The 22,874-nt window shown below is 48.1% G+C and carries 22 protein-coding genes and 1 pseudogene; 19 read left to right on the top strand and 4 right to left on the bottom strand.

Annotation, left to right across the window (positions count from 1 at the left end; all coding sequences use genetic code 11):
• The 5 genes from istB to THEAE_RS0112170 form a co-directional block, all read left to right on the top strand.
• Positions 1-598 (top strand): IS21-like element helper ATPase IstB (istB, locus tag THEAE_RS20860; protein ID WP_039945141.1); only part of this gene is annotated, 598 nt, incomplete at its 5' end.
• 212 nt (positions 599-810) lie between these two features.
• Entirely contained in the window at positions 811-999 is a 189-nt protein-coding gene (locus tag THEAE_RS0112190; RefSeq protein WP_156920618.1) for a hypothetical protein, read from the top strand.
• A 439-nt stretch (positions 1,000-1,438) separates the two neighbouring features.
• Entirely contained in the window at positions 1,439-2,872 is a 1,434-nt protein-coding gene (locus THEAE_RS0112180; protein ID WP_028987672.1) for a hypothetical protein, read from the top strand.
• A gap of 6 nt (positions 2,873-2,878) precedes the next feature.
• A complete protein-coding gene (locus tag THEAE_RS0112175) occupies positions 2,879-3,736 on the top strand; it encodes a DNA adenine methylase (protein ID WP_028987671.1) in 858 nt (285 codons plus the stop codon).
• A 39-nt stretch (positions 3,737-3,775) separates the two neighbouring features.
• Positions 3,776-5,302 carry an AAA family ATPase gene (locus THEAE_RS0112170; RefSeq protein ID WP_028987670.1) on the top strand — a complete coding sequence of 509 codons (1,527 nt, stop codon included), beginning with the start codon at positions 3,776-3,778 and terminating at the stop codon, positions 5,300-5,302.
• Between the two features lie 221 nt (positions 5,303-5,523).
• Here the strand turns inward: THEAE_RS0112170 and THEAE_RS0112165 are convergent, their stop codons facing one another.
• The 3 genes and pseudogenes from THEAE_RS0112165 to THEAE_RS0112155 all read right to left on the bottom strand — a co-directional run bounded on the left by THEAE_RS0112165 (position 5,524) and on the right by THEAE_RS0112155 (position 8,618).
• Entirely contained in the window at positions 5,524-5,898 is a 375-nt protein-coding gene (locus THEAE_RS0112165) for a hypothetical protein (protein WP_028987669.1), read from the bottom strand.
• A gap of 184 nt (positions 5,899-6,082) precedes the next feature.
• Positions 6,083-8,164 (bottom strand): annotated as a pseudogene (locus THEAE_RS0112160) (heavy metal translocating P-type ATPase); the annotation flags it as partial.
• A 127-nt stretch (positions 8,165-8,291) separates the two neighbouring features.
• Entirely contained in the window at positions 8,292-8,618 is a 327-nt protein-coding gene (locus THEAE_RS0112155) for an ArsR/SmtB family transcription factor (protein ID WP_052330246.1), read from the bottom strand.
• A gap of 533 nt (positions 8,619-9,151) precedes the next feature.
• Between THEAE_RS0112155 and galE the strand changes: the two genes are divergently transcribed.
• The 8 genes from galE (at position 9,152) to trmD (ending at position 15,333) form a co-directional block, all read left to right on the top strand.
• The gene (gene galE / locus THEAE_RS0112145; protein WP_028987666.1) at positions 9,152-10,138 is read left to right on the top strand and encodes a UDP-glucose 4-epimerase GalE; all 987 of its coding nucleotides are present in this window, start codon (positions 9,152-9,154) and stop codon (positions 10,136-10,138) included.
• A gap of 8 nt (positions 10,139-10,146) precedes the next feature.
• Complete coding sequence (locus THEAE_RS0112140; protein ID WP_028987665.1) at positions 10,147-11,424, top strand: ROK family protein; 1,278 nt, start codon at positions 10,147-10,149, stop codon at positions 11,422-11,424.
• Between the two features lie 112 nt (positions 11,425-11,536).
• Entirely contained in the window at positions 11,537-11,881 is a 345-nt protein-coding gene (ylxM, locus tag THEAE_RS0112135; protein WP_005581842.1) for a YlxM family DNA-binding protein, read from the top strand.
• A gap of 11 nt (positions 11,882-11,892) precedes the next feature.
• Positions 11,893-13,233, top strand: coding sequence for a signal recognition particle protein (gene ffh / locus THEAE_RS0112130; RefSeq protein ID WP_005581841.1), 1,341 nt, complete (start codon positions 11,893-11,895; stop codon positions 13,231-13,233).
• Positions 13,234-13,294: 61 nt separating this feature from the next.
• A complete protein-coding gene (gene rpsP, locus THEAE_RS0112125) occupies positions 13,295-13,570 on the top strand; it encodes a 30S ribosomal protein S16 (RefSeq protein ID WP_005581840.1) in 276 nt (91 codons plus the stop codon).
• Positions 13,571-13,697: 127 nt separating this feature from the next.
• Positions 13,698-13,925, top strand: a complete 228-nt coding sequence (locus tag THEAE_RS0112120; protein ID WP_005581839.1) for a KH domain-containing protein — start codon at positions 13,698-13,700, stop codon at positions 13,923-13,925.
• A gap of 110 nt (positions 13,926-14,035) precedes the next feature.
• Positions 14,036-14,557: a ribosome maturation factor RimM gene (gene rimM, locus THEAE_RS0112115; protein WP_005581837.1), complete on the top strand. Its 522-nt coding sequence runs from the start codon at positions 14,036-14,038 to the stop codon at positions 14,555-14,557.
• On the top strand, positions 14,557-15,333 hold the full coding sequence (gene trmD / locus THEAE_RS0112110; RefSeq protein ID WP_051430931.1) for a tRNA (guanosine(37)-N1)-methyltransferase TrmD: 777 nt from the start codon (positions 14,557-14,559) through the stop codon (positions 15,331-15,333). The genes rimM and trmD overlap by 1 nt, the downstream gene beginning before the upstream one ends.
• Positions 15,334-15,431: 98 nt before the next feature.
• Here the strand turns inward: trmD and THEAE_RS0112105 are convergent, their stop codons facing one another.
• Complete coding sequence (locus tag THEAE_RS0112105; RefSeq protein ID WP_005581834.1) at positions 15,432-15,920, bottom strand: dihydrofolate reductase; 489 nt, start codon at positions 15,918-15,920, stop codon at positions 15,432-15,434.
• Between the two features lie 316 nt (positions 15,921-16,236).
• On the opposite strand from THEAE_RS0112105, the gene THEAE_RS0112095 reads away from it, so the two are divergent.
• From THEAE_RS0112095 to THEAE_RS0112070, 6 genes are all read left to right on the top strand, one after another.
• Positions 16,237-17,964 carry an ABC transporter ATP-binding protein gene (locus tag THEAE_RS0112095; RefSeq protein WP_005581833.1) on the top strand — a complete coding sequence of 576 codons (1,728 nt, stop codon included), beginning with the start codon at positions 16,237-16,239 and terminating at the stop codon, positions 17,962-17,964.
• Complete coding sequence (locus THEAE_RS20855; protein ID WP_052329975.1) at positions 17,961-19,886, top strand: ABC transporter ATP-binding protein; 1,926 nt, start codon at positions 17,961-17,963, stop codon at positions 19,884-19,886. Before THEAE_RS0112095 ends, THEAE_RS20855 begins: the two co-directional genes overlap by 4 nt.
• A gap of 152 nt (positions 19,887-20,038) precedes the next feature.
• Complete coding sequence (rplS, locus tag THEAE_RS0112085; protein ID WP_005581830.1) at positions 20,039-20,383, top strand: 50S ribosomal protein L19; 345 nt, start codon at positions 20,039-20,041, stop codon at positions 20,381-20,383.
• A gap of 123 nt (positions 20,384-20,506) precedes the next feature.
• On the top strand, positions 20,507-21,139 hold the full coding sequence (gene lepB, locus THEAE_RS0112080) for a signal peptidase I (protein ID WP_005581829.1): 633 nt from the start codon (positions 20,507-20,509) through the stop codon (positions 21,137-21,139).
• Position 21,140: 1 nt separating this feature from the next.
• Positions 21,141-22,001, top strand: coding sequence for a ribosome biogenesis GTPase YlqF (ylqF, locus tag THEAE_RS0112075; RefSeq protein WP_005581828.1), 861 nt, complete (start codon positions 21,141-21,143; stop codon positions 21,999-22,001).
• 75 nt (positions 22,002-22,076) lie between these two features.
• Positions 22,077-22,865: a ribonuclease HII gene (locus tag THEAE_RS0112070; protein WP_039945135.1), complete on the top strand. Its 789-nt coding sequence runs from the start codon at positions 22,077-22,079 to the stop codon at positions 22,863-22,865.
• Positions 22,866-22,874: the final 9 nt, after the last annotated feature.

Below are 22,874 nucleotides of genomic sequence, written 5' to 3'. Positions count from 1 at the left end.
AAGATTAAAACAGGCGACCTTCCCCATTCATAAGACACTTGACACCTTCGATTTCACCTTAACTCCCAGCCTCAACCGAAACCGCTTTATGACCTTGGCAAAAGGGGAATTTGTAGAGAAGAAAGAAAACGTCATATTTTTAGGAAACAGCGGTACCGGCAAAACGCATCTTGCCACTGGATTAGGGACCTCCCTCATACAAAACGGATACAAAGTAAAATTTATTACCGCTCAGGACCTTGTCGAAGAACTCCTTACGGCCAATGTAGAGTTAAAGCTTACCGCATTTGAGCATAAATGGCTCAAATATGATGTCATCATCATCGACGAATTAGGATACGTCCCCTTTTCAAAAACTGGTGCAGAACTCTTATTTCAATTCTTCTCCAATCGCTACGAACGAGCGAGTGTCATCATAACAACCAACCTCGACTTTACAGAGTGGACAAGCGTGTTTGGTAACGACAAGATGACCATTGCCTTACTAGACCGACTGACGCACCGATCACACATCTTTTTACTAAATGGAGAATCTTATCGATTCCGGCAAAGCATGAAAAGAATCGAGGAAAGGGAAGGGGGTAGGCCGCGCGAGTGAAAAGGGGGGCTTTTCCCGTCGGGGAAAGCCCCTTTTTGCCACCTATATTCATCCATTTATGGAAGTAAGCGATTCGAAAATGGCTCAATTTTTAAGTGATCGACCTGGCTCAATTTATTGTTGACAAAAACACCTCTCCCATCTGCTCACCTTCTACAAATACCCGAAGGAAATCCAGTATGAGATTTATACCACCAATTGGACCCAAGAGAATGAACAAAGAATTTAAGAAACGATTGCGCCCAATGAACAGCATTCCGAATTTAGAAGCAGCTGAGAAAATCATCGATCTCAAGATCATCGATTATACAGAACAATGGAGTAGCCGGAAAATGAAGGGATTTGACTTCGCCAGGGAACGACTTCAAGAGCTCTTTGGACAGAGATACAAGCAAGAATAGGGAACGAATGATCTCGATGATCCTCCTCCCTAGGGAGGGGGATTAAGAATAGAATCTTGGAAGAAAGAGGAACCTAAACTTCTTCTTTACACCAACTTTCTTGACAGTACCTAGCTGTGAAGAATGTGAATTTTTAGAAGTTATTTGTCGAGTTTATTCTAATTAAAGTGAATAAGCCATTGCATTTATTCGCATCTCTGCATATAATACAATTTAGATAATTATGGTAAAATGGGGTGTCTGGTATGAGCGCAAACATAAGTGTGAAAGCTGCTGCTCAAAAATGGGGACTGTCAGACCGGCGTGTACAAGTATTATGTTCTGAAAACAGAATAGATGGAGCGTTTCGACTGGGTAATGCATGGGCTATACCCGCTGATGGGAAAAAACCAGATGATAAGAGGAAAACCCGGAAGAAAGGATAAGGAGACGTTTAGATATGAGTAATCCAATTTACAAAAAAATAAATATTACCAATCTATTGCTTAATCCTAGCAATCCGCGTTTTAATCCTGTAGAACATCAATCGGAAGCAATTGACGCTATAATTCGTGACCAACAGGATAAGTTGGTCGTGTTAGCCAGACATATATCTCTTTATGGACTTAATCCCAGCGATCTTATTCTTGTGAAACCCTATAAAAAACAATGGGTAGTACGTGAGGGTAATCGGCGCGTGACAGCTTTAAAGTTAGTAAATGAGCCATCTTTAATTCCATCTGACTTTCCAAAACTAAAGAAAGAATTTCAACAATTAAGTTTGACTATTGATAAAGATTTATTGGAAAATATTCAATGTGTTGTTTTGGAGAGCGAAGACGAAATTAACGAATGGGTTCGCTTAAAGCATACAGGCCAAAATGAAGGAGCTGGCACTGTCAGCTGGGATGGTCAGCAAACAAGCCGTTTTCGTGCGATTGCTGAAGGAAAGCCAGACATGAGATTGACTTTTTTGGATGATTTACGACGCATGGAAGCTGTTCCCCAATATATAAAGGATAGATTAGGAGATATTAAGAAAACTAATTTTGACCGTCTTATAGGAGATCCTGACATTCGAAATCTTTTGGGGCTTGAGATTGTTGATAATAAGCTTCAACTAATAAATGATATTAATCCGTTTTTACTAATGGTACTTAACGATTTGGTTTATGAAGACCTTAATGTAGGGACTATATACCTGAAAAAGGATCGTATTAAATACATAGAATCATTGAAGGAGCGGCTCAAACAGGAGGATAGTGCAATTGCTGACAGACAAAACTCCGAGAATAGTGGTACTATGGGGGATACCCATAACACAGGCTATCATACACCCAAACTATCAAATGGGAATTATTCTGCAAATGCTGTAACAAATGGAGAGCAGCAGTCTTCATCTACGACCAACGCAGCTTCGAATAAAGATAATAATCAGAAGAAGGCGTCTAGTTATCATATAAACAGAAAGACCCTTGTTCCTTCTTACCATAAACTAACCATTACACACGCAAGGTTATTAAAGATTTTTAATGAGCTGAAATCGCTTATTATTGATGATTATCCTAATGCCGTGGCTGTGCTTGTTAGAGTGTTTATAGAATTGAGTGTAGATTGTTTCATCACAAGAAAAGGCCTCGCCGATTCTAAATTGAGTGTGGATAGTAAGTTATCTCACAAAATAGATGCAGTTGCGTCTTATTTCGAAATTAACAAAATTATGACTAAGAACGAACTCAGAGCCATAAGGCAGATGACTGCAAGTGAAAATCAGACTCACTCTGTAAGAACTTTTCACTCATATGTACATAACAAAGACGTAACTCCGTCTTCAACAGATTTAAAATCCGCATGGGACGACATATGGCCATTTATTGAACAGATATGGAGGTGACTTCTTATGCAGCATTATTCGCCACTACGCTATCCGGGAGGCAAGCGAAAACTGGCTGGATTTGTCAGAGATGCGGTTATTCTGAATGATATACAAGGTGGAACGTATGTTGAACCATTTGCAGGCGGCGCAAGCGTAGCGCTTTATTTGTTATTTAATGAATATGTAAATCAAATAGTGATTAACGATATCGATAGATCAATTTATTCATTTTGGCATTGCGTAATAAACCGTACAGATGAACTATGTGATAGAATTGAACAAACTGGAATTACGATGGAAGAATGGGAAAGGCAGAAAGCTATCCAATTAAATAAAGAACATGCTGAGCTTTTAGATTTAGCGTTCTCGACTTTCTTTTTAAATAGAACTAATCGATCTGGCATTATTAAAGGTGGCGTTATTGGCGGTAAAGACCAATCGGGTGATTGGAAAATGGATGTAAGATTTAACAAGGCAGACCTAATTCAAAGAATTAGAAAGATCGCCTTATATCGGGATAGAATTTCTCTGCATTGTGCAGATTCAATTGCATTTGTTAATGATATTCTTCCCAATATTGACGAACACACTTTGATTTATTTCGATCCCCCTTATTATAATCAGGGTTCTGCACTCTATGTGAATCATTATACACATGAGGATCACGAAAAATTAGCTCGATACATTCAACAATTGAATTGCAAATGGATGCTGACATATGATTATACACCCCAAATTGTAGAGATGTATCGTAACGTTGAAAAAAGATTACTGACATTAAGCTATACTGCATCCCAGAAAGTGAAAGGTAGCGAAATGTTGGCCTTCAGCAATAACTTTATTGTTCCAGAAGGAAAATATTCAGCAGTTACTATAGAATAGAATAAGAGAATAAGCACGGAAAGCAAGGGATACATAAAGATGATAAAATCTTTGTATGTAGAACGGTTTAGAGCAATGAAAAAATTGACTATTCCCTTGGGGAAAAAGGTTACGGTTATTGCCGGACAAAATGCCACATGCAAGTCAACATTATTAGGAATGATAGGGCAACCCTTTGGATTAAAAAGCGAAAGAACCATTTTTAACAAACCTTTTTCAACCAAGTTCTCCGATATCTTTAAATTTTCAAAGACGTATGACTTGCCAGGGGAACATGAATATCAGATTGAGTTTTATGATTCATCTCTGTTTGGCAAAAATGTTGAATATATAAAATCATATAAGCGTGCTTCAAATGATACATCACATATCCGTTTGGTTGTAGGAAAAACCAGAGGAAAAGGTGATGGGAATTTAGATTATCCGGTAATATATCTTGGACTCAAGCGGACATACCCAATTGGTGAATTGAGAGAAATTACTGAGTCAATACCTACTCTTACTCAAAATGAAATAGAAATGTTTAATAAGTGGTACAAAGAGATCTTTTTTCCGCAGGAGAAAGTATCTCCTATCCAGATCACCTCTAAGCTGCAAAAGGATACTCTAGCAGTAAACTCAGAAAAATATGATTACTTTGCGAATTCTGCTGGACAAGACAATATTGGTCAAATTTTAGGCGCAATCATATCCTTTGACCGTCTGAAAACAAAACTTGGTGAAGGATACAAAGGTGGAATTCTTTTGATTGATGAGCTTGATGCAACCTTGTTTCCTGCAGCACAAACAAATTTGGTGGATCTGTTTTATAAGCTTGCGGGAAAGTACAATTTACAATTTGTATTTACAACACATTCTTTGGATATTTTAGAGCATATTATAGAGAAAAGACAGCATAATAATAATGATACAGAGGTGCTGTATTTTACCAATGTTTATGGAAAGCTAGATTTAATAGTAGCGCCTCAAATGCAACGCATTAGGAGAGATTTGAACATGACTACTATTTCACCTTCACCAATTCCAAAAATCAACCTATATTGTGAAGATGCAGAAGCTTCTTGGTTTATAAAAAGATTGCTTGGGGCTCAAAAGACTAAATATCTTAATTTTTGTGATGCGACATTTGGCGGCAATTTTTTGAGTTCTCTTGCAGAGAAAAATATACCCGAATTTAATAATAGTATAATCATTTTAGATGGTGATAAGAAGCCTCCTAAAGCATCTCACAATGTTTTATGTTTGCCTGGCAATGCTAACCCGGAAAATGTTTTTCGTCAGTTGCTGGAGGAACTTCCGCCTGATCATGATTTTTGGAAAAATGATTTAGGATATACAAAGCAAGTCTTCGAAAAAGAACTATCAAAGCAGACAAGTGGGCGCTACGATGACAGGAATAAAATGAAGGCTTGGTTTAATAATCAGAAAAAGTTTTGGGGACGTGGGGGAAACAATATCTTTAAGTGCTGGTTGGAACATTATCCTGAACAGGCAGAAGATTTTCGTGTTCAATTTGTCCGAGTATATAATGAAATAGCAAAACGAAGATCCATGCCAACCATTTGATCTTTTTATCAATAGTACAGTGGCATCTTTTTTACCGAACTTTTCATATGGTCATTGTCGCACAAAATGGATGAAGGGGTATTCTGACTAATAACCATGCGATTTTGCGAGGTTTTTGAAACTCGTTTCAAAAACCTCGTTTTCCATTTCCTTACAACATGGGAGAAAATTGAATGAAAAAAGTTCAGGAAGAAAATCAAGGGTTATTTAAACAGGTAACGTTAGGAGGATTGTTTTTTTACACCGTAATTTTTCAAGAAATAGAGAAGGATAATGGCAATCACGCCGATCAAAATCTCCCATACGGATACGTTCTGAATGATGATCTTTCTGGCCACGGCGTAAATCATGATGTCGATAATCAGGATGGCATCCCGTTTGATCAGCATGAGGGCAACTTCAAGGCCGATGATATAAAGAAGAGCGTTGGAGAGGAAAGTCTGGAATTTCTCCGCAATTTGCCAGTCACTAATGTAGGTATAAAGTTCCATGATGAGCATGGTTCCTTCCGCCATCACCGCCATAATGATGATGATGGCCAGAACCCATTCAAAGAATGTGATGATCTTGGTTAAAATCGAGGTTGGAAGTTTCACCCGGGATCCTCCTTCCTTTTTTCTTATCACAACTCTTTTCTTCGATTCATTCCTGATCCCTTTCTTTTTCTGCGGAATATAGTGAAAATTTTGTGAACGAAACTCTTTTGCCTGAACCGAGAGGGGTTTGAGATACCGGAAGAGATCTGCGTACTGAAACTGCAGTAAAAATGGTCGAAAAAATCTAAATGCGAACGGAGGGTCGAAACACGCGCAATGTGTTAAGTACCGCCAGGAGGGAAACGCCCACATCGGCAAAGACCGCTTCCCACATGGTGGCCATCCCTAAAGCACCGAGGAGGAGAAAGAACGCTTTTACCCCTAAGGCAAGGAAGATGTTCTGCCATACAATTCTTTTCGTCTTTCTGGCGATCTGGACGGCAGTAACCAACTTGGAAGGTTCATCGTTCATGATCACCACATCGGCCGCTTCGATGGCTGCATCGGTTCCCACTCCTCCCATGGCGATGCCGATGTCGGACCGCGCGAGCACAGGAGCATCATTCATCCCATCTCCCACATAGGCAATCTTCCCTTTTGAGATGGGCTCCCTGTACAATTCCTCTAATGCAGCCACTTTCTCATGGGGAAGAAGTTCTGCCTTTACTTCATCCACGCCCACCTGACGACCGATCCATCGGGCTGCTTGATCCAGGTCTCCGGAAAGCATCACGATTTTTTTGATTCCCAATCGCTTTAAACCATGAACGGCTTTCTTCGCGTCTTCTTTTACCTCATCGGTGATGAGGAGATATCCGGCATATTTGCCGTCGATGGCCATGTGGAGGAGGGTGCCGGCCGGGCTTTCCGTTCTGTTGTAAGGGATCCCCTCTTCCTCCATCCACTTACGGTTTCCAAGCAAGATCTGGCGATTCCGGGCAAAAACTTTTACGCCATGTCCTGCCCGCTCCTCATAATGTGTAATCTCCGTTGGGTCGAGCTCGTTTCCATATGCTTTTTTAATGGAAAGGGCGATGGGATGGTTCGAGTGTACTTCAGCCAAGGCGGCATATTCCAATAATTCTTGGCCGGATATCCCGTCCTCAGGTACGACTTGAGTCACTTGAAAAACTCCCTTCGTCAAGGTGCCGGTTTTATCGAAGGCCACCTGATCCACCTGGGATAACGCCTCTAAAAAATTCCCCCCTTTGACGAGAATCCCATTCTTGGAGGCGGCGCCGATTCCTCCAAAGAAGCCGAGCGGGATCGAGAGGACCAGAGCGCAGGGACAGGAGATGACGAGAAAGATGAGTGCCCTATAGATCCAATCATGGAACGCTTCTTCCGGGAATAGGAGAGGAGGGAGGAGAGCAAGGGCAACGGCGGCGAATACAACGACCGGGGTGTAGTAACGGGCGAAGCGGGTGATAAACTGCTCCGTCTGGGCCTTCTTTGCACTTGCATGTTGAACCAATTTCAGGATTTTAGCAACCGTAGATTCCCCTGCGTTTTTGGTCACTTCCAGGGTTAAAAGGCCGTTCAGGTTGATCGATCCGGAGAGGACCTCATCACCCGGATGTACTTCACGGGGCATCGATTCCCCGGTAAGGGCCGAGGTATCGAGGGAGGAGCTCCCCTTTACCACCTTTCCATCCAAGGGGATCCGTTCTCCAGGTCGAACGAGGATCAGATCGCCCACATTTATTTCTTCCGGTGGGACCTCTTTTACCTTTTCCCCTTCGAGAAGGTTGGCAAAATCAGAGCGCAAGGAAAGCAGGGAGCGGATCGATCTCCGGGCGCGGTGTACGGTGAGATCTTGCAAGAATTCTCCAATCTCAAAAAAGAGCATGACCGCCACTCCTTCAGGGAGCATTCCAATGGCGAAAGCACCGATCGTGGCGAGGGTCATGAGGAAAGTTTCGTCGAAGAATTGACCTCGCAAGAGGTTCCTCACCGCGTGATAAACCACCCCTCCTCCCACCAGGAGATAACTGGAGAGGAAGAGCGACCATTCACCCCACGGGGGAAGGGGGAGAAGGAGACCGAGCAAGAAGAGAAAAGATCCAACACCAAGGAGTAGAATTTTACGAACGGAAGGGGAGCCTTCCGCCTCCTCTTGAGGCTCTCTTTCTTTCTCCTGAATGGTGACATCCGGTTCCACCCGCCGAACGATCTCTTTCGTCCTCTCCAATAGATGGGGGAGAGATTGGCCCTCGGAGGTTTCGATAGTCAACGTTTTCGTGACAAAATTAAGAGAGACGGACCGTATCCCCTCCAGAGCGCTTACCCGATCTTCAATTTTAGCGGCGCAATTGGCGCAGTCCAGTCCTTCCAAGATCAGTTCTTTTACGATTCGCTCTCCCATTCTGCTTCCTTCCTTCCTTTGTAGGCGTTATGGTTTCTTTTCGATACTTCAGGATCACGGGATGTAATCAAAAAAGGGGGTAAGTTTCTTAGAAACGGGTAAAAGATGCAGGCTCCGTGATATGGGATAAGGCCTGGTCAAAGATGAGACGAACGTGGTTATCGTTTAAGGAGTAGTAGACCACCTTTCCATCTCTCCTATATTTGACCAATCTGCCTTGTTTTAAGAGCCGCAATTGATGGGAGATGGCCGATTGTGTCATTTCGAGGAGAGCGGCGATATCGCAGACGCACATCTCGCTGATGGAAAGAGCTTGGAGGATCCTTACTCGGGTCGGATCGCCCAGGATCTTAAAGAGTTGGGCCATCTCATACAGATCTTCTTCGCTCGGCATCTCCTTTCTGACCTTTTCCATGGTTTCATGATGGATGATGTTGCATGAGCAGGTATCTCCTTCTTCCCGTTCCTGGGTGACCCTGGAAGGGATGTTTCGCTGATCCGTGGCCTCTCGATCCGTTACCATACGATTCCCCCCTATTAATGAACAATTGAGCAAATGTTCATATGATAACATAAGTATACCCCGAAGAAAGCGAAAGGTCAATGGACGAGAGTTTAGAAAGACCATTGACATAAAGTACAGTACGGTCTATACTGGGGTGGAAGTTAATTAAATTAATTAATTAACTTTAAGGCATTATTTTTCACTTCAAAACGGAGAAAGGGGAGGGTAGTTTTTTCGAAATCGCATACAAGGGGTGTTCCGTATGAAACAGGAGATGCATGAGAGGGTCTATGAAAAGCTTCTTTCTTCTTATCTGGAAATATTCGGGGAACCCAAGGAGGGAATACGTTTCTTCTTCTTATCTTTTTGACATCGGGGATGGGGTAAAGGAGATTCACATTTAAGGAGCAGGATGATTACCATTTATCAAGGGAGGAAGAGGGATGGCTATTTTAGTAACCGGGGGAGCCGGGTATATTGGAAGTCACACGGTAGTGGAGCTTTTGTCCCATGGCGAAGAGGTGATCGTCTTGGATAACCTGCGGACGGGACATAGGGAATCGGTGTTGGGCGGGGAATTGATCGAAGGGGACATCCGCGACGGTGATCTTTTGGATCGTCTGTTTCGTACTCATGAGGTGGAAGCGGTCATCCATTTCGCCGCCCATTCCCTCGTCGGGGAAAGTGTGGGAAAACCCCTTGATTACTATGAGAATAATTTGTTGGGATCCCATTCCTTATTGTCGGCGATGGTACGCCACGGGGTGAAAAAAATCGTCTTTTCCTCCACGGCAGCCACCTACGGCGAGCCGAAACGAATTCCCATTCAGGAAGAGGACGATACCCTTCCCACCAATCCGTACGGGGAAACAAAGCTGGCGATGGAGAGGATGTTCCGCTGGTGCGACGGGGCCTATGGTGTAAAATCCATCTCCCTCCGTTACTTTAATGCCGCAGGGGCCCATCCCGAGGCGAAAATCGGTGAGGATCATGTGCCTGAGACCCATCTCATCCCCCTGATCTTGCAGGTTCCTCTGGGAAAAAGGGAGAGCATCCATATCTTCGGGAACGATTATCCCACCCCCGACGGAACCCCGATACGGGATTACATCCATGTGATGGATCTGGCCGTCGCCCATTATCTGGCCCTGGAAAAACTGCGGAAGGAGGAGAAGAGCGGGGTATACAATTTGGGAAACGGTCGGGGTTTTTCCGTAAAGGAAGTGATCGAAACCGCAAGGCGGGTTACAGGGCATCCCATTCCGGCAGAGGAAAAGGGGAGAAGAGCAGGTGACCCGGCGATCTTGATCGCCTCTTCGGATCGTGCCAAAGAGGAGTTGGGATGGCGTCCGCAGCATGAATCTCTGGAGGAAATCGTAGCCAGTGCTTGGGAATGGCATCGAACCCATCCTGGCGGATTCGGTAAATGAGGGAACCCATGGATCATTCAATTCGCATAGGCAGTTTCCGTGGAATGAAAAATTTGAATAAGAGCACCATCTTGAACCTGATCCGTCTCCATGGCCCCATCTCCAGGGCAGAGCTGGCGAAATTAACGACGCTTACCCCGCCTACCGTGACCCATATCGTGGCAGAGCTCCTGGAAGCGAACCTGGTTGTAGAGAAGGAATCCGGTCCATCGACAGGGGGCCGTCGCCCCATCCTCCTTGAATTGAATGGCAAGGGGATGGGAGGGATTGGTCTTTGTGCCGGCGGCCAACGGATTCGGGGAATGCTGGCTACCCTAGACGGAGAAATTCTTCGGGAAGAGGAATTGTCTGTTACATCGGGGGTAACGGCGGAGAGGTATTTATCCCTCCTCGATCAGGTGATCGAAAGGCTCCTTCCGAAGCAAGGGGATCCTCCTCTGTTAGGCATTGGCGTGGGGATGCATGGCCTGGTCGATCCGATCCGGGGGATTTCGCTCTTTGCTCCCCACCTGCACTTGGTGAATCTTCCGATTAAAGCTCATCTGGAGGAGCGGTTCGGTTTGGATGTGGAACTGGAGAACGATGTGCGGGCGATGGCCCTGGCGGAGCAATGGTTTGGCGAAGGGGTGGGAAGCGCCAATGTCATCGTTCTCCATGTGGGAAGCGGAATTGGAGCCGGCCTCATTCTGGAAGGGAAGCGATATCGGGGGAAAGGATTTACGGCCGGGGAGGTGGGTCATACGGTGATTCTTCCCGACGGGCCCGTATGCAGCTGTGGTCAAAGGGGTTGTCTGGAAGCCCTGGCATCGGGAATGGCGATTGCCCGCCGCTATGGAGAAGAGAAGTTGCAGGGGAGGAAAGGAGGTTTAACTCCTCCATCCCCCTCTTCGTCAGAAGAGGATATTGAACGCTTCATGGCCACAGAACCGACCTCCGGGGCAGACGGAGATCGGGGAGAGGAGTTGTTGAACGCAGAAGAGGTTATTTCTCTGGCAAAGGAAGGAGATCCCCTGGCCAGAATGGTGGTAGAAGAGGCTGGCCGGTATCTGGGCTATGCCATCGTCAATCTGATTCATGTCTTTAATCCGGAACGGATCATTCTCTGCGGAAGTCTTCTTCAGGGCGGCAAATTTTATCTCGACCCCATGATGAAGGCCATCGATGAGCGGACTCTTCCTTTACCGAGAAGAAATGTGGAGATTCGTTTATCCAATTTGGGGGATAAGTCACCTCTCATCGGTGCCTATGCCCTCATTTTGGAGAAGCTTTTTCTGCCTGAATCGTAATGCTTAAAACCCGGAATAGTCGTGACAAGAAAAATGCTTGACATTCCCTTTCCGCTCGAGTAAGATAAAACGTGTCAAGTTGGAACCTTGTCAGGCCCTTGGAGGAGGACAGATGCTGGAGAAGACGACGCGGATGAACCTTCTCTACGATCTCTACGGTGAACTTTTGACCGAGAAGCAGCAACAGTATATGGAGTGGTACTATCGGGCCGATCTGTCGCTGGGGGAGATCGCGGAGGAGGTACATCTCAGCCGGCAGGCGGTCTACGACCAATTGCACCGGGCGGAAACTCAATTGGAACATCTGGAGGACAAGTTGAAGCTCTTGCAAAAGGGAAATGAGAGGGAAGAAGCTTTGCGCAAACTGGAAGAATGGGTGAGAAAAGTGCTTCCTCCCGGTGATCCCCGTTATGAGGAACTTTCATCCATCTTGGATCGCTTGCGAGAAAAAGTATAGGAGGCAATAACGTGCCCTTCGAATCGCTAACCAATCGCTTGCAGGAGGCATTTAGGCGCCTGCGGGGAAAAGGAAAGGTAACCGAAGCCGATGTGAATGAGGCGATGCGGGAAGTACGCCTAGCCCTTCTCGAAGCAGATGTGAACTTCAAAGTGGTAAAGGATCTAATCGCCCGGGTGAAGGAACGGGCTGTAGGGATCGAGGTGCTGAAGACCCTGAATCCGGCCCAGCAAGTGATAAAGGTGGTAAACGAAGAGCTTACCGCCCTCATGGGAGGGGAAGCGGCTCGCCTGGAGCTTGGAAAGAAACCCCCTGCGGTCATCATGATGGTCGGACTTCAGGGAGCGGGGAAGACCACCACGACCGGGAAGTTGGCCCTTCATTTGAAGAAGCAGCAGGGGAAACGTTCCCTTCTCGTCGCTTGCGACGTCTACCGCCCGGCGGCCATTAAGCAACTTCAGGTGCTGGGAGAGAGCATCGGTCTTCCCGTCTTCTCCATGGGGACGGAGGTAAGTCCCGTGGAAATCGCCCGTCAAGGGTTGGAGAAAGCGAGGGAAGAGCATCTTGATGTGGTGATCATCGATACGGCCGGCCGCCTCCATGTGGATGAACGCCTGATGGTAGAGTTAAAAGAGATCAAAGCCCAGGTTCATCCCCAGGAAATCCTCCTCGTGGTCGATGCCATGACCGGTCAGGATGCAGTCACCGTGGCGGAAAGCTTTCATCAGCAATTGGACTTAACCGGCGTCGTGCTGACGAAACTGGATGGAGATACCCGGGGAGGGGCGGCCCTCTCGGTTAAAGCGGTAACAGGTTGTCCCATCAAGTTCGCCGCCATGGGAGAAAAATTGGAGGCGCTGGAACCCTTTTACCCGGACCGGATGGCGAGCCGCATTCTCGGGATGGGCGATGTCCTCACTCTGATTGAGAAAGCCCAGGCTGAGGTGGATGCCGAGAAGGCGAAAGAGCTGGAGCGGAAGTTACGAAAGGCGGAATTCACCTTAGAAGATTTTCTGGAGCAGATGGAACAGGTCCGGAAGCTCGGCCCCTTGGAAGACCTCCTTGCCATGATCCCGGGAATGAATCGGTTGAAGGATTTAAAAATCGATGAGAAACAGATCGCCCATGTGGAAGCCATCATCAAGTCGATGACCAGACAGGAGAAGCAAAACCCCCAGATCATCAATTATTCCCGCAGGAAACGGATCGCCCAGGGGAGCGGTACCAGTTTAACGGAAGTAAACCGCCTCTTAAAGCAGTTTGAAGAGACGAAGAAGATGATGAAACAGTTGACCAAGATGCAGGGAAAGAAAGGGAAAAAAGGAAAGATGCGCTTTCCTTTTATGCAATAAGAAAAATAAATCGAATTTTTCTTTGCAAGAGGATCTTTCATCAATTTAAGGAGGAATCGTCATGGCAGTTAAAATTCGTTTAAGAAGAATGGGTTCAAAGAAAGCTCCTTTTTACCGCGTGGTGGTGGCCGATTCCCTTTCCCCCCGGGATGGGCGGTTTATCGATGAGATTGGGACTTACAATCCCCTAACTCATCCGGCGGAGGTAAAGATCAATGAAGAAAAGGCCATGAAATGGCTCTTGACCGGCGCGCAACCTACCGATACCGTCCGGAGCCTCTTTTCCAAAGCGGGAATCATGAAAAAGCTTCATGAACAAAAGAGAAAAAAAGCGTAAGGGTTCGGGAGAAAAAGCCGGTTTTGTGGAAGTGGATTGTTGATGTTGAAGTGTAAGTGGAAAGATCGACCCTTTTAAGGAGGCAGGGATGCGCCGATCCTTAGGGGGTGAGGAGGCGTGAACAGCCTTGAAGGAATTGATAGAGACGATTGCCAAAGCATTGGTCGATCATCCCGAGTATGTGCGGGTGACAGAGGTGGAGATAGAGAAGGGGATCCTTTATGAGCTAACGGTTCATCCCGATGATATGGGAAAGGTGATCGGGAAGCAGGGCAAGATTGCCAAGGCGATCCGTACCGTCATGATTGCGGCGGCGGGGAAAAATTCCCGGAGGGTCATGCTGGAGATTTTATAGTGGGGAGGGGAGATCCCCTCCTTTTTGCGTTTTATCGCTCAATTCTCGGATGCCTTTTTGTTTCAGTTGCTTACATAAAAGAAAAGAGAAAACAACACGGGAGGCATGGAATGGCGGAGAAGTTCTACACCGTAGGAAAAATTGTAAATACCCACGGCATACGTGGGGAACTTCGGGTGATCTCCACGACGGATTTTCCCGAGGAACGCTTTACCCCCGGTGCGACGCTTTATCTCTTCACTGAGGATGGCTCATCCCCTTTACCCCTCTCCTTGGAGTCTCATCGTTCTCATAAGCAGTTTGAGATCTTGAAGTTTAAGGGTTATGACGATAGGAATACGGTGGAGAAATGGAAGGGCTCTTTGCTTAAGGTAAGTGAGAGGGAACGGAAGCCCCTCCCTCCTGGGGAGTACTACTTTGACCAGATTATTGGCCTCACGGTAGAGACGGAAGAGGGGGAGAGAGTCGGGGTGGTGAAGGAGATCCTTCAACCGGGGGCAAATGATGTCTGGGTGGTCAGCCGTCCGAACCGATCGGATCTCCTCCTGCCCTATATCGATGAGTGCATTAAAAAGGTGGATCTTGTGAATGAGAAAGTGGTGGTTCATCTATTGGAAGGGTTGGATCAATGATGCGCATTGAAATTCTTACCCTCTTTCCCGAGATGTTTCCTTGCGTTTTTAAGCAGAGCATTCTCGGGAAGGCTCATGAACGGGGTCTGGTGGAGTTTGCCTATATTAATTTCCGGGATTATTCCACGAACAAACATCATACGGTGGATGATTACCCCTTCGGCGGTGGCGGAGGGATGGTCCTTCAGATTGAGCCCATTTATCTCGCCTTGGAACATCTCCTGGGAGGGGAAGATGCCTTCTCCCAGTGGCTTTCCCTGCCTAAAAAGGAGCGCCGCCCCCGGGTGATCCTGACCACCCCCCAGGGGGAGCTTTTCCGTCAGAAAAAAGCAAAAGAGCTTTCCGAAGAGGAACGTCTCATTTTTATCTGTGGCCATTATGAAGGGTATGATGAGCGGATTCGGGAACATTTGGTCACCGATGAATATTCCATCGGGGATTTTGTCCTTACCGGCGGGGAAATTGCCGCCATGGCGATGATCGACAGCATCGTCCGCCTGAGAAAAGGGGTTTTGGGAAATGATTCCTCCCCGGAGGAGGATTCGTTCTCCCATGGTCTCCTCGAATATCCCCAATATACCCGACCCGCCGATTTCCGGGGATGGAAGGTTCCGGAGGTGCTTCTTTCCGGTCACCACGGGAGGATTGAGGAATGGCGCCGGGAAAAGTCCCTTGAACGGACTCGGGAGAGGAGACCCGACCTCCTTCTTTCGAGAGAAATGAGAGAAGAAGGTACCCATGAAAGAGACGGGCGAAGAGGATCGGAGGGGGATTAAGCGAAGTTCCATTGGTTTAGGCGGACAGGAGAAGATTGGCTTCGTTTTTACCGGAGAAGACGGATTTCATTCACCTGGATTTCATTCACCTGAAATGCCTAGCCAGCGCGGATGCGTTCATACAGAAGGAACTCATAATCGTAGGGATTTCGCTCATTTTTTATTCCCTTTTCCCGGGAAATAAGCCGCCAGTCCCCTTCCGTTAATTCCGGGAAAAACCGGTCCCCTGAAAAGGGATGGTCAATATGGGTGAGGTAGAGGCGGTCGGCCAGGGAGAGGGTTTGCCGAAAGATTTCGGCACCGCCGATGACAAAAAGATCTTGGTCTCGGAATTTCCTCCATACTTCCTCCAGAGAATGCAGGATGATGCATCCTTCGGCTTTACATGCCGGATCCCGGGTAACCACGATGTTGGTCCTCCCAGGGAGGGGTTTGCCTATGGCGTCATAGGTCTTCCTCCCCATCACGATCGGGTGCCCCATGGTCATCTTTTTGAAATAATTCAGATCGGCCGGCAGGTGCCAGGGAAGTTGATTTCCCTTACCGATCACCCGATTTCGGCCCATGGCTACGATGATAGAGATCATAACCTTCTCCTTTTTCTCTAGGATCGTTCGTATGATAGCCTAATCATATCTTATTGTGCTTGGTGAAGCAAAAGGAAGGAACCCGTCGGGCCGGTTAAAGGAAAAAAGAAAATCGTCAGGTACGAAGTTTCACCGGAGCAGCTTAAGAATTTTGGGATAGAACATCGTTTGGCCAAAGATGCTATAATGATGTGGAAATCATGAAGAAAGAAGAATGATAGGCCCGTGAAGCCATGCCCGTAAAACGCTCTGCTGACCGGTCCCATCTTATTGATGAAGAGTGGGGCGGCGATCAGCAAATAGGGAGGATCTTCCAATGATTCGTTTACTTCGCTTTTTAAAACCGTATCGCCTCTTTGTCTTCTTCACCCTGATCCTGCTCTTCTTTCAGGCCATGACGGAGCTATATCTTCCCACACTGATGGCTGAAATCGTAGATGTGGGGGTGGTGCAAGGAGATCTTCCCTTTATCTTACAAACAGGAGGGTGGATGCTACTCGTTGCCATTCTCGGCATGGTCGCATCTGTGGCGGCAGGTTTTTTCAGCGCCAAGACCTCTGTGGGTTTCGGCAGAGATCTTCGCTCGGAGCTTTTTACCCGAATCGAGGGATTTTCTCTCCATGAATTTGACCGCATCGGTACGGCTTCTCTAATCACGAGGACCGGCAACGACATCACTCAGGTTCAACAGGTACTTCTCTTGCTCCTGCGCATGATGATCAGCGCCCCCTTAATGTTCGCTGGAGGGGTGGTGATGGCCGTCTCCAAGGATCCCCTCCTCTCTTTGATACTCATCGGGGTCCTCCCTGTTTTGGGGATGGTGATCGGCGTGATCGCCACGAAAGGGATCCCCCTCTTTCAATCCATGCAGAAGAAGCTGGATCGGTTAAACGTAGTCTTGCGGGAAAACCTGACGGGCATTCGGGTGATTCGGGCGTTTCACAAGATGGCCCACGAAAAGGAACGGTTTGATCAAGCCAACCGGGATTTGACGAAAACCGCCGTCCGCGTCAATCAGATCCTGGCATCCCTCATGCCCATCATCATGCTTACCATGAATGGGACCATTGTGGCCATCCTTTGGTTTGGAGGGATACGGGTCGATCAGGGGCAGATGCAGGTAGGGGACTTGATGGCCTTCATTCAATACGCCATGATGATCCTCTTTAGCCTTTTGATGGTCTCCATGATGTTCGTTATGATCCCCAGGGCCTCTGCTTCCGCTGCCCGGATCCGTGAAGTTCTCGAGACCACTCCTCAGATCAAAGATCCCGAAGGGGATAGGATCGATCCCCGGGGCCTAAGGGGAGTGGAGTTCCGGGAGGTCACCTTTCGCTATCCTGGAGCAGAGGAGCCGGTATTAAAGAGAATCTCTTTCCAAGCCAAACCCGGTCAGGTGACGGCGATCATCGGGGGGACCGGATCCGGAAAGACGACACTCTTAAATCTGATTCTTCGCTTCTACGAACCGGAAGAAGGAGAGATCCGTGTGGATGGAGTGGATATTCGAAAGATCCCCCAAGAGAGATTGCGGGAGAACATCGGTTACGCTCCCCAGAAAGCGGTTCTATTCAGCGGAACCATCGCTGAAAATATCCGCTTTGGAAAAGAAGAGGCGACCGATGAGGAAGTTTATGCGGCTTTAGAGGCTGCTCAGGCTGTCGAATTCGTTTCACAGATGGAGGGGGGAGTTGAAGCGAGGATCACCCAGGGAGGAACCAACCTGTCCGGTGGACAGAAACAGCGACTTGCCATCGCCAGGGCGCTGGCACGTAAGCCGGAGATTTATCTCTTTGATGATGCCTTCTCCGCTTTAGATTATCGAACGGATGCGAAGGTGAGGGAAGCGCTCAAAGAGGTGACGAAAGATAAAACGGTCATCGTCGTAGCCCAACGGGTTCGTACGGTCATGGATGCCGATCAGATCATCGTCCTGGATGAAGGACGGGTGGTCGGTAACGGTAAACACCATGATCTTTTGGAGACCTGCCCGGTTTACCGGGAAATCGTTTCGTCTCAACGGACGGAGGAGGAAATCGCATGAGCAGGGGAGGGAGCGGACATTCACCGCAACAACGAGGACCTTTCGGAGGCGGCATGCATGGAGGAATGGGGATGATGCCCCCTGCGAAAGTGAAGAATTTCCGAGGTACCCTTCGGCGCCTTCTCACCTATTTGAAGCCCCAGCGTTTCTTTCTCATCGTTGTCTTTCTCATGGCCCTCTTAAGTACCCTCTTTAGCATCATCAGCCCGAAGCTCACCGGGGACATAACCACCATCCTCTTTAAGGGCTGGTTGGCCAAAATGCAGGGAGTTCCTGGGGCAAGAATTGATTTTAACGCCATATTCCGCATCATTCTCCTCTTGCTCCTCCTCTATCTCATCAGTGCTCTTTTTAGCTATTTCCAACAGTGGATCATGGCAGGGGTTTCCCAGAGGACGGTTTACGCCTTAAGAAAAGATATTAGCGAAAAGTTATCCCGGCTTCCTCTGAAATTTTACGACTCAAGACCCCATGGAGAAATCTTGAGCAGAGTGACCAATGATGTGGATATGATCAGTTCTACGTTGCAACAAGGCCTCACCCAGATGATTGCTTCCTTCATAAGTTTCATCGGGATCTTGGCCATGATGTTTCTCATCAGCCCGCTCATGACCCTCATTGCCCTGTTTACCCTGCCTCTTTCCGTCCTGGCCACTGCAGGGATTGCGAAGCGGTCACAAATTCAATTTGCCGGTCAGCAAAAAGCGTTGGGAGAATTAAACGCCCACGTGGAAGAGATGTTTACCGGCCATTTGATCGTAAAGGCTTTCGGCAGGGAGAGGCGTTCGATTGAAACATTTAAAAAGTTGAATGAGAATTTGTATGATGCGGGGTGGAAGGCCCAATTTATCTCCGGGATCATCTGGCCGGCGATCTCCTTCGTGAATAACATCGGTTATGTGCTGGTCAGCGTCCTGGGGGGGATTCTGGTGATGAGGCGTGCGATCGAGATCGGAGACGTCCAAGCCTTTATCTCCTATATGCGGCAGTTTAGCCAACCCATCATCCAGGCGGCCAATATTGCGAACGTCATCCAGGCCACCATCGCCTCTGCGGAGCGGGTCTTTGAGCTGTTGGACGAAGAGGAGGAGGTACCTGAGGAGAAGGATGTTCGACCGGCTGAAGGTGGCGAGGTTACTTTTGAGCATGTTACCTTTGGCTACAACAGAGAGAATCCGGTGATTGAGGATTTTAATCTTACCGTAAGCCCCGGGAAAAGGATTGCCATCGTGGGTCCCACCGGCGCGGGAAAGACCACCTTGGTCAATCTGCTTCTCCGATTTTATGATGTGGATCAGGGGAGGATTGCCATTGACGGCGTGGATATCCGGGAGATGAAACGGGAGAATCTGCGGCGCCTGTTCGGCATGGTGCTTCAGGATACATGGCTCTTCCACGGCACGATCCGGGAGAATATCGCCTATGGACGGGAAAATGCAACCGAAGAAGAGATCATTCATGCGGCCAAATTGGCGCACGCCGATTCCTTTATCCGTTCCTTGCCGGAAGGGTATGATACCCTCTTAAACGAAGAAGCTTCTAATCTCTCCCAAGGGGAAAAGCAGCTCCTGACGATTGCCAGGGCGTTCTTGGCCAATCCGCCGATTCTCATCCTGGATGAGGCGACGAGCAATGTGGATCCCCGGACGGAACTGCTCATCCAAAGGGGGATGGACTTCCTGATGAAGGGCCGGACCAGCTTCGTCATCGCTCATCGCCTCTCAACCATTCGCGAGGCAGATCTCATCCTGGTGATGAACCATGGCCGCATCGTGGAACAGGGAACCCATCGGGAATTGCTTGCTCAAAGAGGTTTTTATGCAGATCTCTACGAGAGCCAGTTTTCTTCACCGGATCCGAAAAAGAGGGTGATTTCATCTCTCTCTTTGTCTACGAGTACAGATGCCGGTTTTTCAGGGTGATCGGATCAAAAAACGAAAACGCCGAAAAGGATTAAAGCAGTTGAACTCTCCCCACTTCTATGATAAAATACCCAATGTGTCGGTTTGGGGTAGAACGACGGTCCTCTCCTCGGAATGAGTGACGAACGTCTTGTGAGGAAGGAGGGAATAAAATGGATTTGATAAGGGAATTAACGCAAGATCAACTAAAGACCAATCTTCCCGAGTTCCGTCCTGGAGACAGCGTCCGAGTCCATGTGAAAGTGATTGAAGGACAGCGGGAACGAATCCAGGTTTTTGAGGGCGTTGTGATTAAACGCCAAGGCGGCGGGATCAGCGAGACGTTCACCGTCCGCAAAATTTCTTATGGAGTAGGGGTAGAACGTACTTTTCCCATCCACTCTCCAAAGATCGATAAGATTGAAGTCGTAAAGCGTGGAAAGGTGCGGCGGGCCAAACTATATTATCTGCGCAACCTGAGAGGTAAGGCTGCCCGGATAAAGGAAGCTCGCAGATAACCGACACCGAAAACAGGAAAAGGACTTGTACCAACAAGTCCTTTTTTGTATAACGTCATTAGGTTGGAGTGATCCGGCCCTCGTTTTATAGACTAAACTTAACGGTTACGGCAGGTGAAATGTATGGACCAGAAAGAGTTTAGCCCATCCGAACGGAAGGAATTTCCCGAGCAGGAATCCCTTCAAGAAGAGGCGATAAAAGAAAAGGAGAGGAGAGGTTTCTTAGGTGAGGTTTGGGATTGGACGAAGGCAATCGCCATCGCCCTTTTGCTCGCCTATCTCATTCGAACCTTCCTTTTTGCGCCAACGATCGTGGATGGGGAATCGATGAAAGAGACCTTGCAAAACCAGGAGCGCTTAATCGTCAATAAGATCGTCTATCTCTTTCATCCGCCCCAGCGGGGAGATATTATCGTCTTCCATGCGATTCAAGGCAAGGATTTTATCAAGCGGGTGATCGGTGTGGCCGGTGATCGGATTGAGATGAAAGGGGATCGCCTGTACATAAACGGGAAAGAGGTTCCGGAGACGTATCTCGAGAAGAATAAAGCGGCTTGGAAAGGACCGGGCCCCTACACCAATGATTTCACCGTCGACCGGGTCCCGGATGGGACGGTTTTTGTCCTCGGGGATAACCGGGTAAACAGCACCGATAGCCGCATCTTAGGCCCCATCTCTTTAGACCGGGTGGTGGGACGGGCGGATCTTTCCTTCTGGCCCATCGATCAAATACGACTTCTTCACTCGTGGTGGTAATATGACGATCCAATGGTTCCCGGGGCATATGGCGAAGGCACGACGTCAAGTGGAGGAGAGGCTGAAGATCATCGACATAGTTTTTGAGCTTCTTGACGCCCGGATCCCTTCCGCCTCTCAAAATCCTATGATGGACGAGATTGTGGGTCATAAGCCCCGCATCATTCTTCTTAACAAATATGATCTTTCCGACCCGGCGGTGACGAAGGAGTGGGTCTCCTTTTTTGAGCGAAAAGGGGGACATGCGTTACCGATCGACTCGTTAAGCGGCCGTGGGTTGGAGACGATTCCCAAATTGGCTGAATCCTTAACCCAATCCGTTCAGGATAAACGGCAGGCGAAGGGGATGAAAGGCCGTGCCATCCGAGCGATGATCGTAGGGATCCCCAATGTGGGAAAATCCTCCCTCATCAACCGCCTGGCGAAGCGAAGTGTTGCCCAGACCGGGGATCGCCCTGGGGTGACAAAGTCCCAGCAGTGGATCAAAACAGGGAAGAACCTGGATCTTCTTGATACCCCTGGGATCCTTTGGCCCAAATTTGGGGAGGAACGGGTAGGGTATCTCCTTGCCGCCACAGGTGCCATCCGGGACGAAATCCTCGATATTTATGATGTGGCCCTCTTTACGTTAAAAATCATGAAGGAACGCTATGAAAAGCGGCTTGTGGAGCGATATGGTTTGGAGGAGGGGGTATCCGATCCCCTGCAAATTTTGGAGGAGATTGGGAGAAAAAGAGGAATCCTCCGCCGTGGCGGCGAAGTAGATATGGAGCGGAGTGCCGATCTATTTCTGAAGGAGTTGCGAAATGGAAAGTTAGGTCCCATCTCCTTGGAGAGCCCGGGAGATGCGGCGGAGTTCTAAAGGAGTAAAGATGGAGGTGCATCGGCGCCTTCGGGGTTCACATGGGAACTTCTTCAAAGATGGCGTGGGATGGGTATGGAAAATAGGAAGCGGCAAACCATCGGTGAGATGCGTGCTTATTTGGAATCGGTGGATTTTCTGGTGGATGAAGAATGGGAGAGCATGGTACGGGAGGATGGACGGGAAGGTGTGAAGAAGCTTCTTGCCCAGGTGAAGAAAGTTCGGGAACGCCGGGAAGAGGAACGAAGGCATTGGAGGGAATTGAGCCATTATGAGCAGGAACTGTGGGCGGCCGGTTATCTCTATATCGCCGGGATCGATGAGGTGGGTAGGGGGCCCTTGGCCGGCCCGGTGGTAAGCGCCGCCGTCATCCTCTCCCCTGAATTTTATCTTCCCGGTTTAAATGATTCAAAACAACTTACGCCTGTGGAACGGGAACGATTTGAAGAGGAGATCCGAAAAAATGCGGTTGCGATCGGGTTAGGCTGGGTCTACCCGGAGGAAATCGATCAAATCAATATTCTGAATGCCACCAAAAAGGCGATGGTCGAGGCGGTCACCTCTCTTCCTCATCCTCCCCAATACCTCCTGATTGACGCTCTCTCTTTGCCGATCCATCTGCCGCAACGTTCCATCGTCGGAGGGGATGGGAAGAGCATCTCCATCGCCGCGGCTTCCGTGGTGGCGAAAGTGGCGAGGGATCGTTATATGATGCGGCTGGCCGAAGAGTACCCTATGTATGGCTTTGAGCGGAATGTGGGGTATGGGACTCGGGAACACCTGGAGGCGATTGCCCGTTACGGGATCTGCCCTGCCCATCGCCGAACTTTTGCCGGGGTGAAGGAACAGATCAAGGGGAATTAAATCGATGAA

Origin of the sequence: Thermicanus aegyptius DSM 12793 (assembly GCF_000510645.1) — a bacterium.
GTDB classification, from domain to species: Bacteria; Bacillota; Bacilli; order Thermicanales; family Thermicanaceae; genus Thermicanus; species Thermicanus aegyptius.
The sequence above is the reverse complement of the archived record's forward strand: the minus strand, read 5'-3'. Positions and strand labels throughout refer to the sequence as shown.

Excerpts from the sequence above, each read along its gene's own strand:
- THEAE_RS0112190 (WP_156920618.1), top strand. The coding sequence starts at position 811 with ATGAACAAAGAATTTAAGAAACGATTGCGCCCAATGAACAGCATTCCG.
- THEAE_RS0112180 (WP_028987672.1), top strand. The coding sequence starts at position 1,439 with ATGAGTAATCCAATTTACAAAAAAATAAATATTACCAATCTATTGCTT.
- THEAE_RS0112175 (WP_028987671.1), top strand. The coding sequence starts at position 2,879 with ATGCAGCATTATTCGCCACTACGCTATCCGGGAGGCAAGCGAAAACTG.
- THEAE_RS0112170 (WP_028987670.1), top strand. The coding sequence starts at position 3,776 with ATGATAAAATCTTTGTATGTAGAACGGTTTAGAGCAATGAAAAAATTG.
- THEAE_RS0112155 (WP_052330246.1), bottom strand. The coding sequence starts at position 8,618 with ATGGAAAAGGTCAGAAAGGAGATGCCGAGCGAAGAAGATCTGTATGAG.
- galE (WP_028987666.1), top strand. The coding sequence starts at position 9,152 with ATGGCTATTTTAGTAACCGGGGGAGCCGGGTATATTGGAAGTCACACG.
- THEAE_RS0112140 (WP_028987665.1), top strand. The coding sequence starts at position 10,147 with ATGGATCATTCAATTCGCATAGGCAGTTTCCGTGGAATGAAAAATTTG.
- ylxM (WP_005581842.1), top strand. The coding sequence starts at position 11,537 with ATGCTGGAGAAGACGACGCGGATGAACCTTCTCTACGATCTCTACGGT.
- rpsP (WP_005581840.1), top strand. The coding sequence starts at position 13,295 with ATGGCAGTTAAAATTCGTTTAAGAAGAATGGGTTCAAAGAAAGCTCCT.
- rimM (WP_005581837.1), top strand. The coding sequence starts at position 14,036 with ATGGCGGAGAAGTTCTACACCGTAGGAAAAATTGTAAATACCCACGGC.
- trmD (WP_051430931.1), top strand. The coding sequence starts at position 14,557 with ATGCGCATTGAAATTCTTACCCTCTTTCCCGAGATGTTTCCTTGCGTT.
- THEAE_RS0112105 (WP_005581834.1), bottom strand. The coding sequence starts at position 15,920 with ATGATCTCTATCATCGTAGCCATGGGCCGAAATCGGGTGATCGGTAAG.
- THEAE_RS0112095 (WP_005581833.1), top strand. The coding sequence starts at position 16,237 with ATGATTCGTTTACTTCGCTTTTTAAAACCGTATCGCCTCTTTGTCTTC.
- THEAE_RS20855 (WP_052329975.1), top strand. The coding sequence starts at position 17,961 with ATGAGCAGGGGAGGGAGCGGACATTCACCGCAACAACGAGGACCTTTC.
- rplS (WP_005581830.1), top strand. The coding sequence starts at position 20,039 with ATGGATTTGATAAGGGAATTAACGCAAGATCAACTAAAGACCAATCTT.
- lepB (WP_005581829.1), top strand. The coding sequence starts at position 20,507 with ATGGACCAGAAAGAGTTTAGCCCATCCGAACGGAAGGAATTTCCCGAG.
- ylqF (WP_005581828.1), top strand. The coding sequence starts at position 21,141 with ATGACGATCCAATGGTTCCCGGGGCATATGGCGAAGGCACGACGTCAA.
- THEAE_RS0112070 (WP_039945135.1), top strand. The coding sequence starts at position 22,077 with ATGGAAAATAGGAAGCGGCAAACCATCGGTGAGATGCGTGCTTATTTG.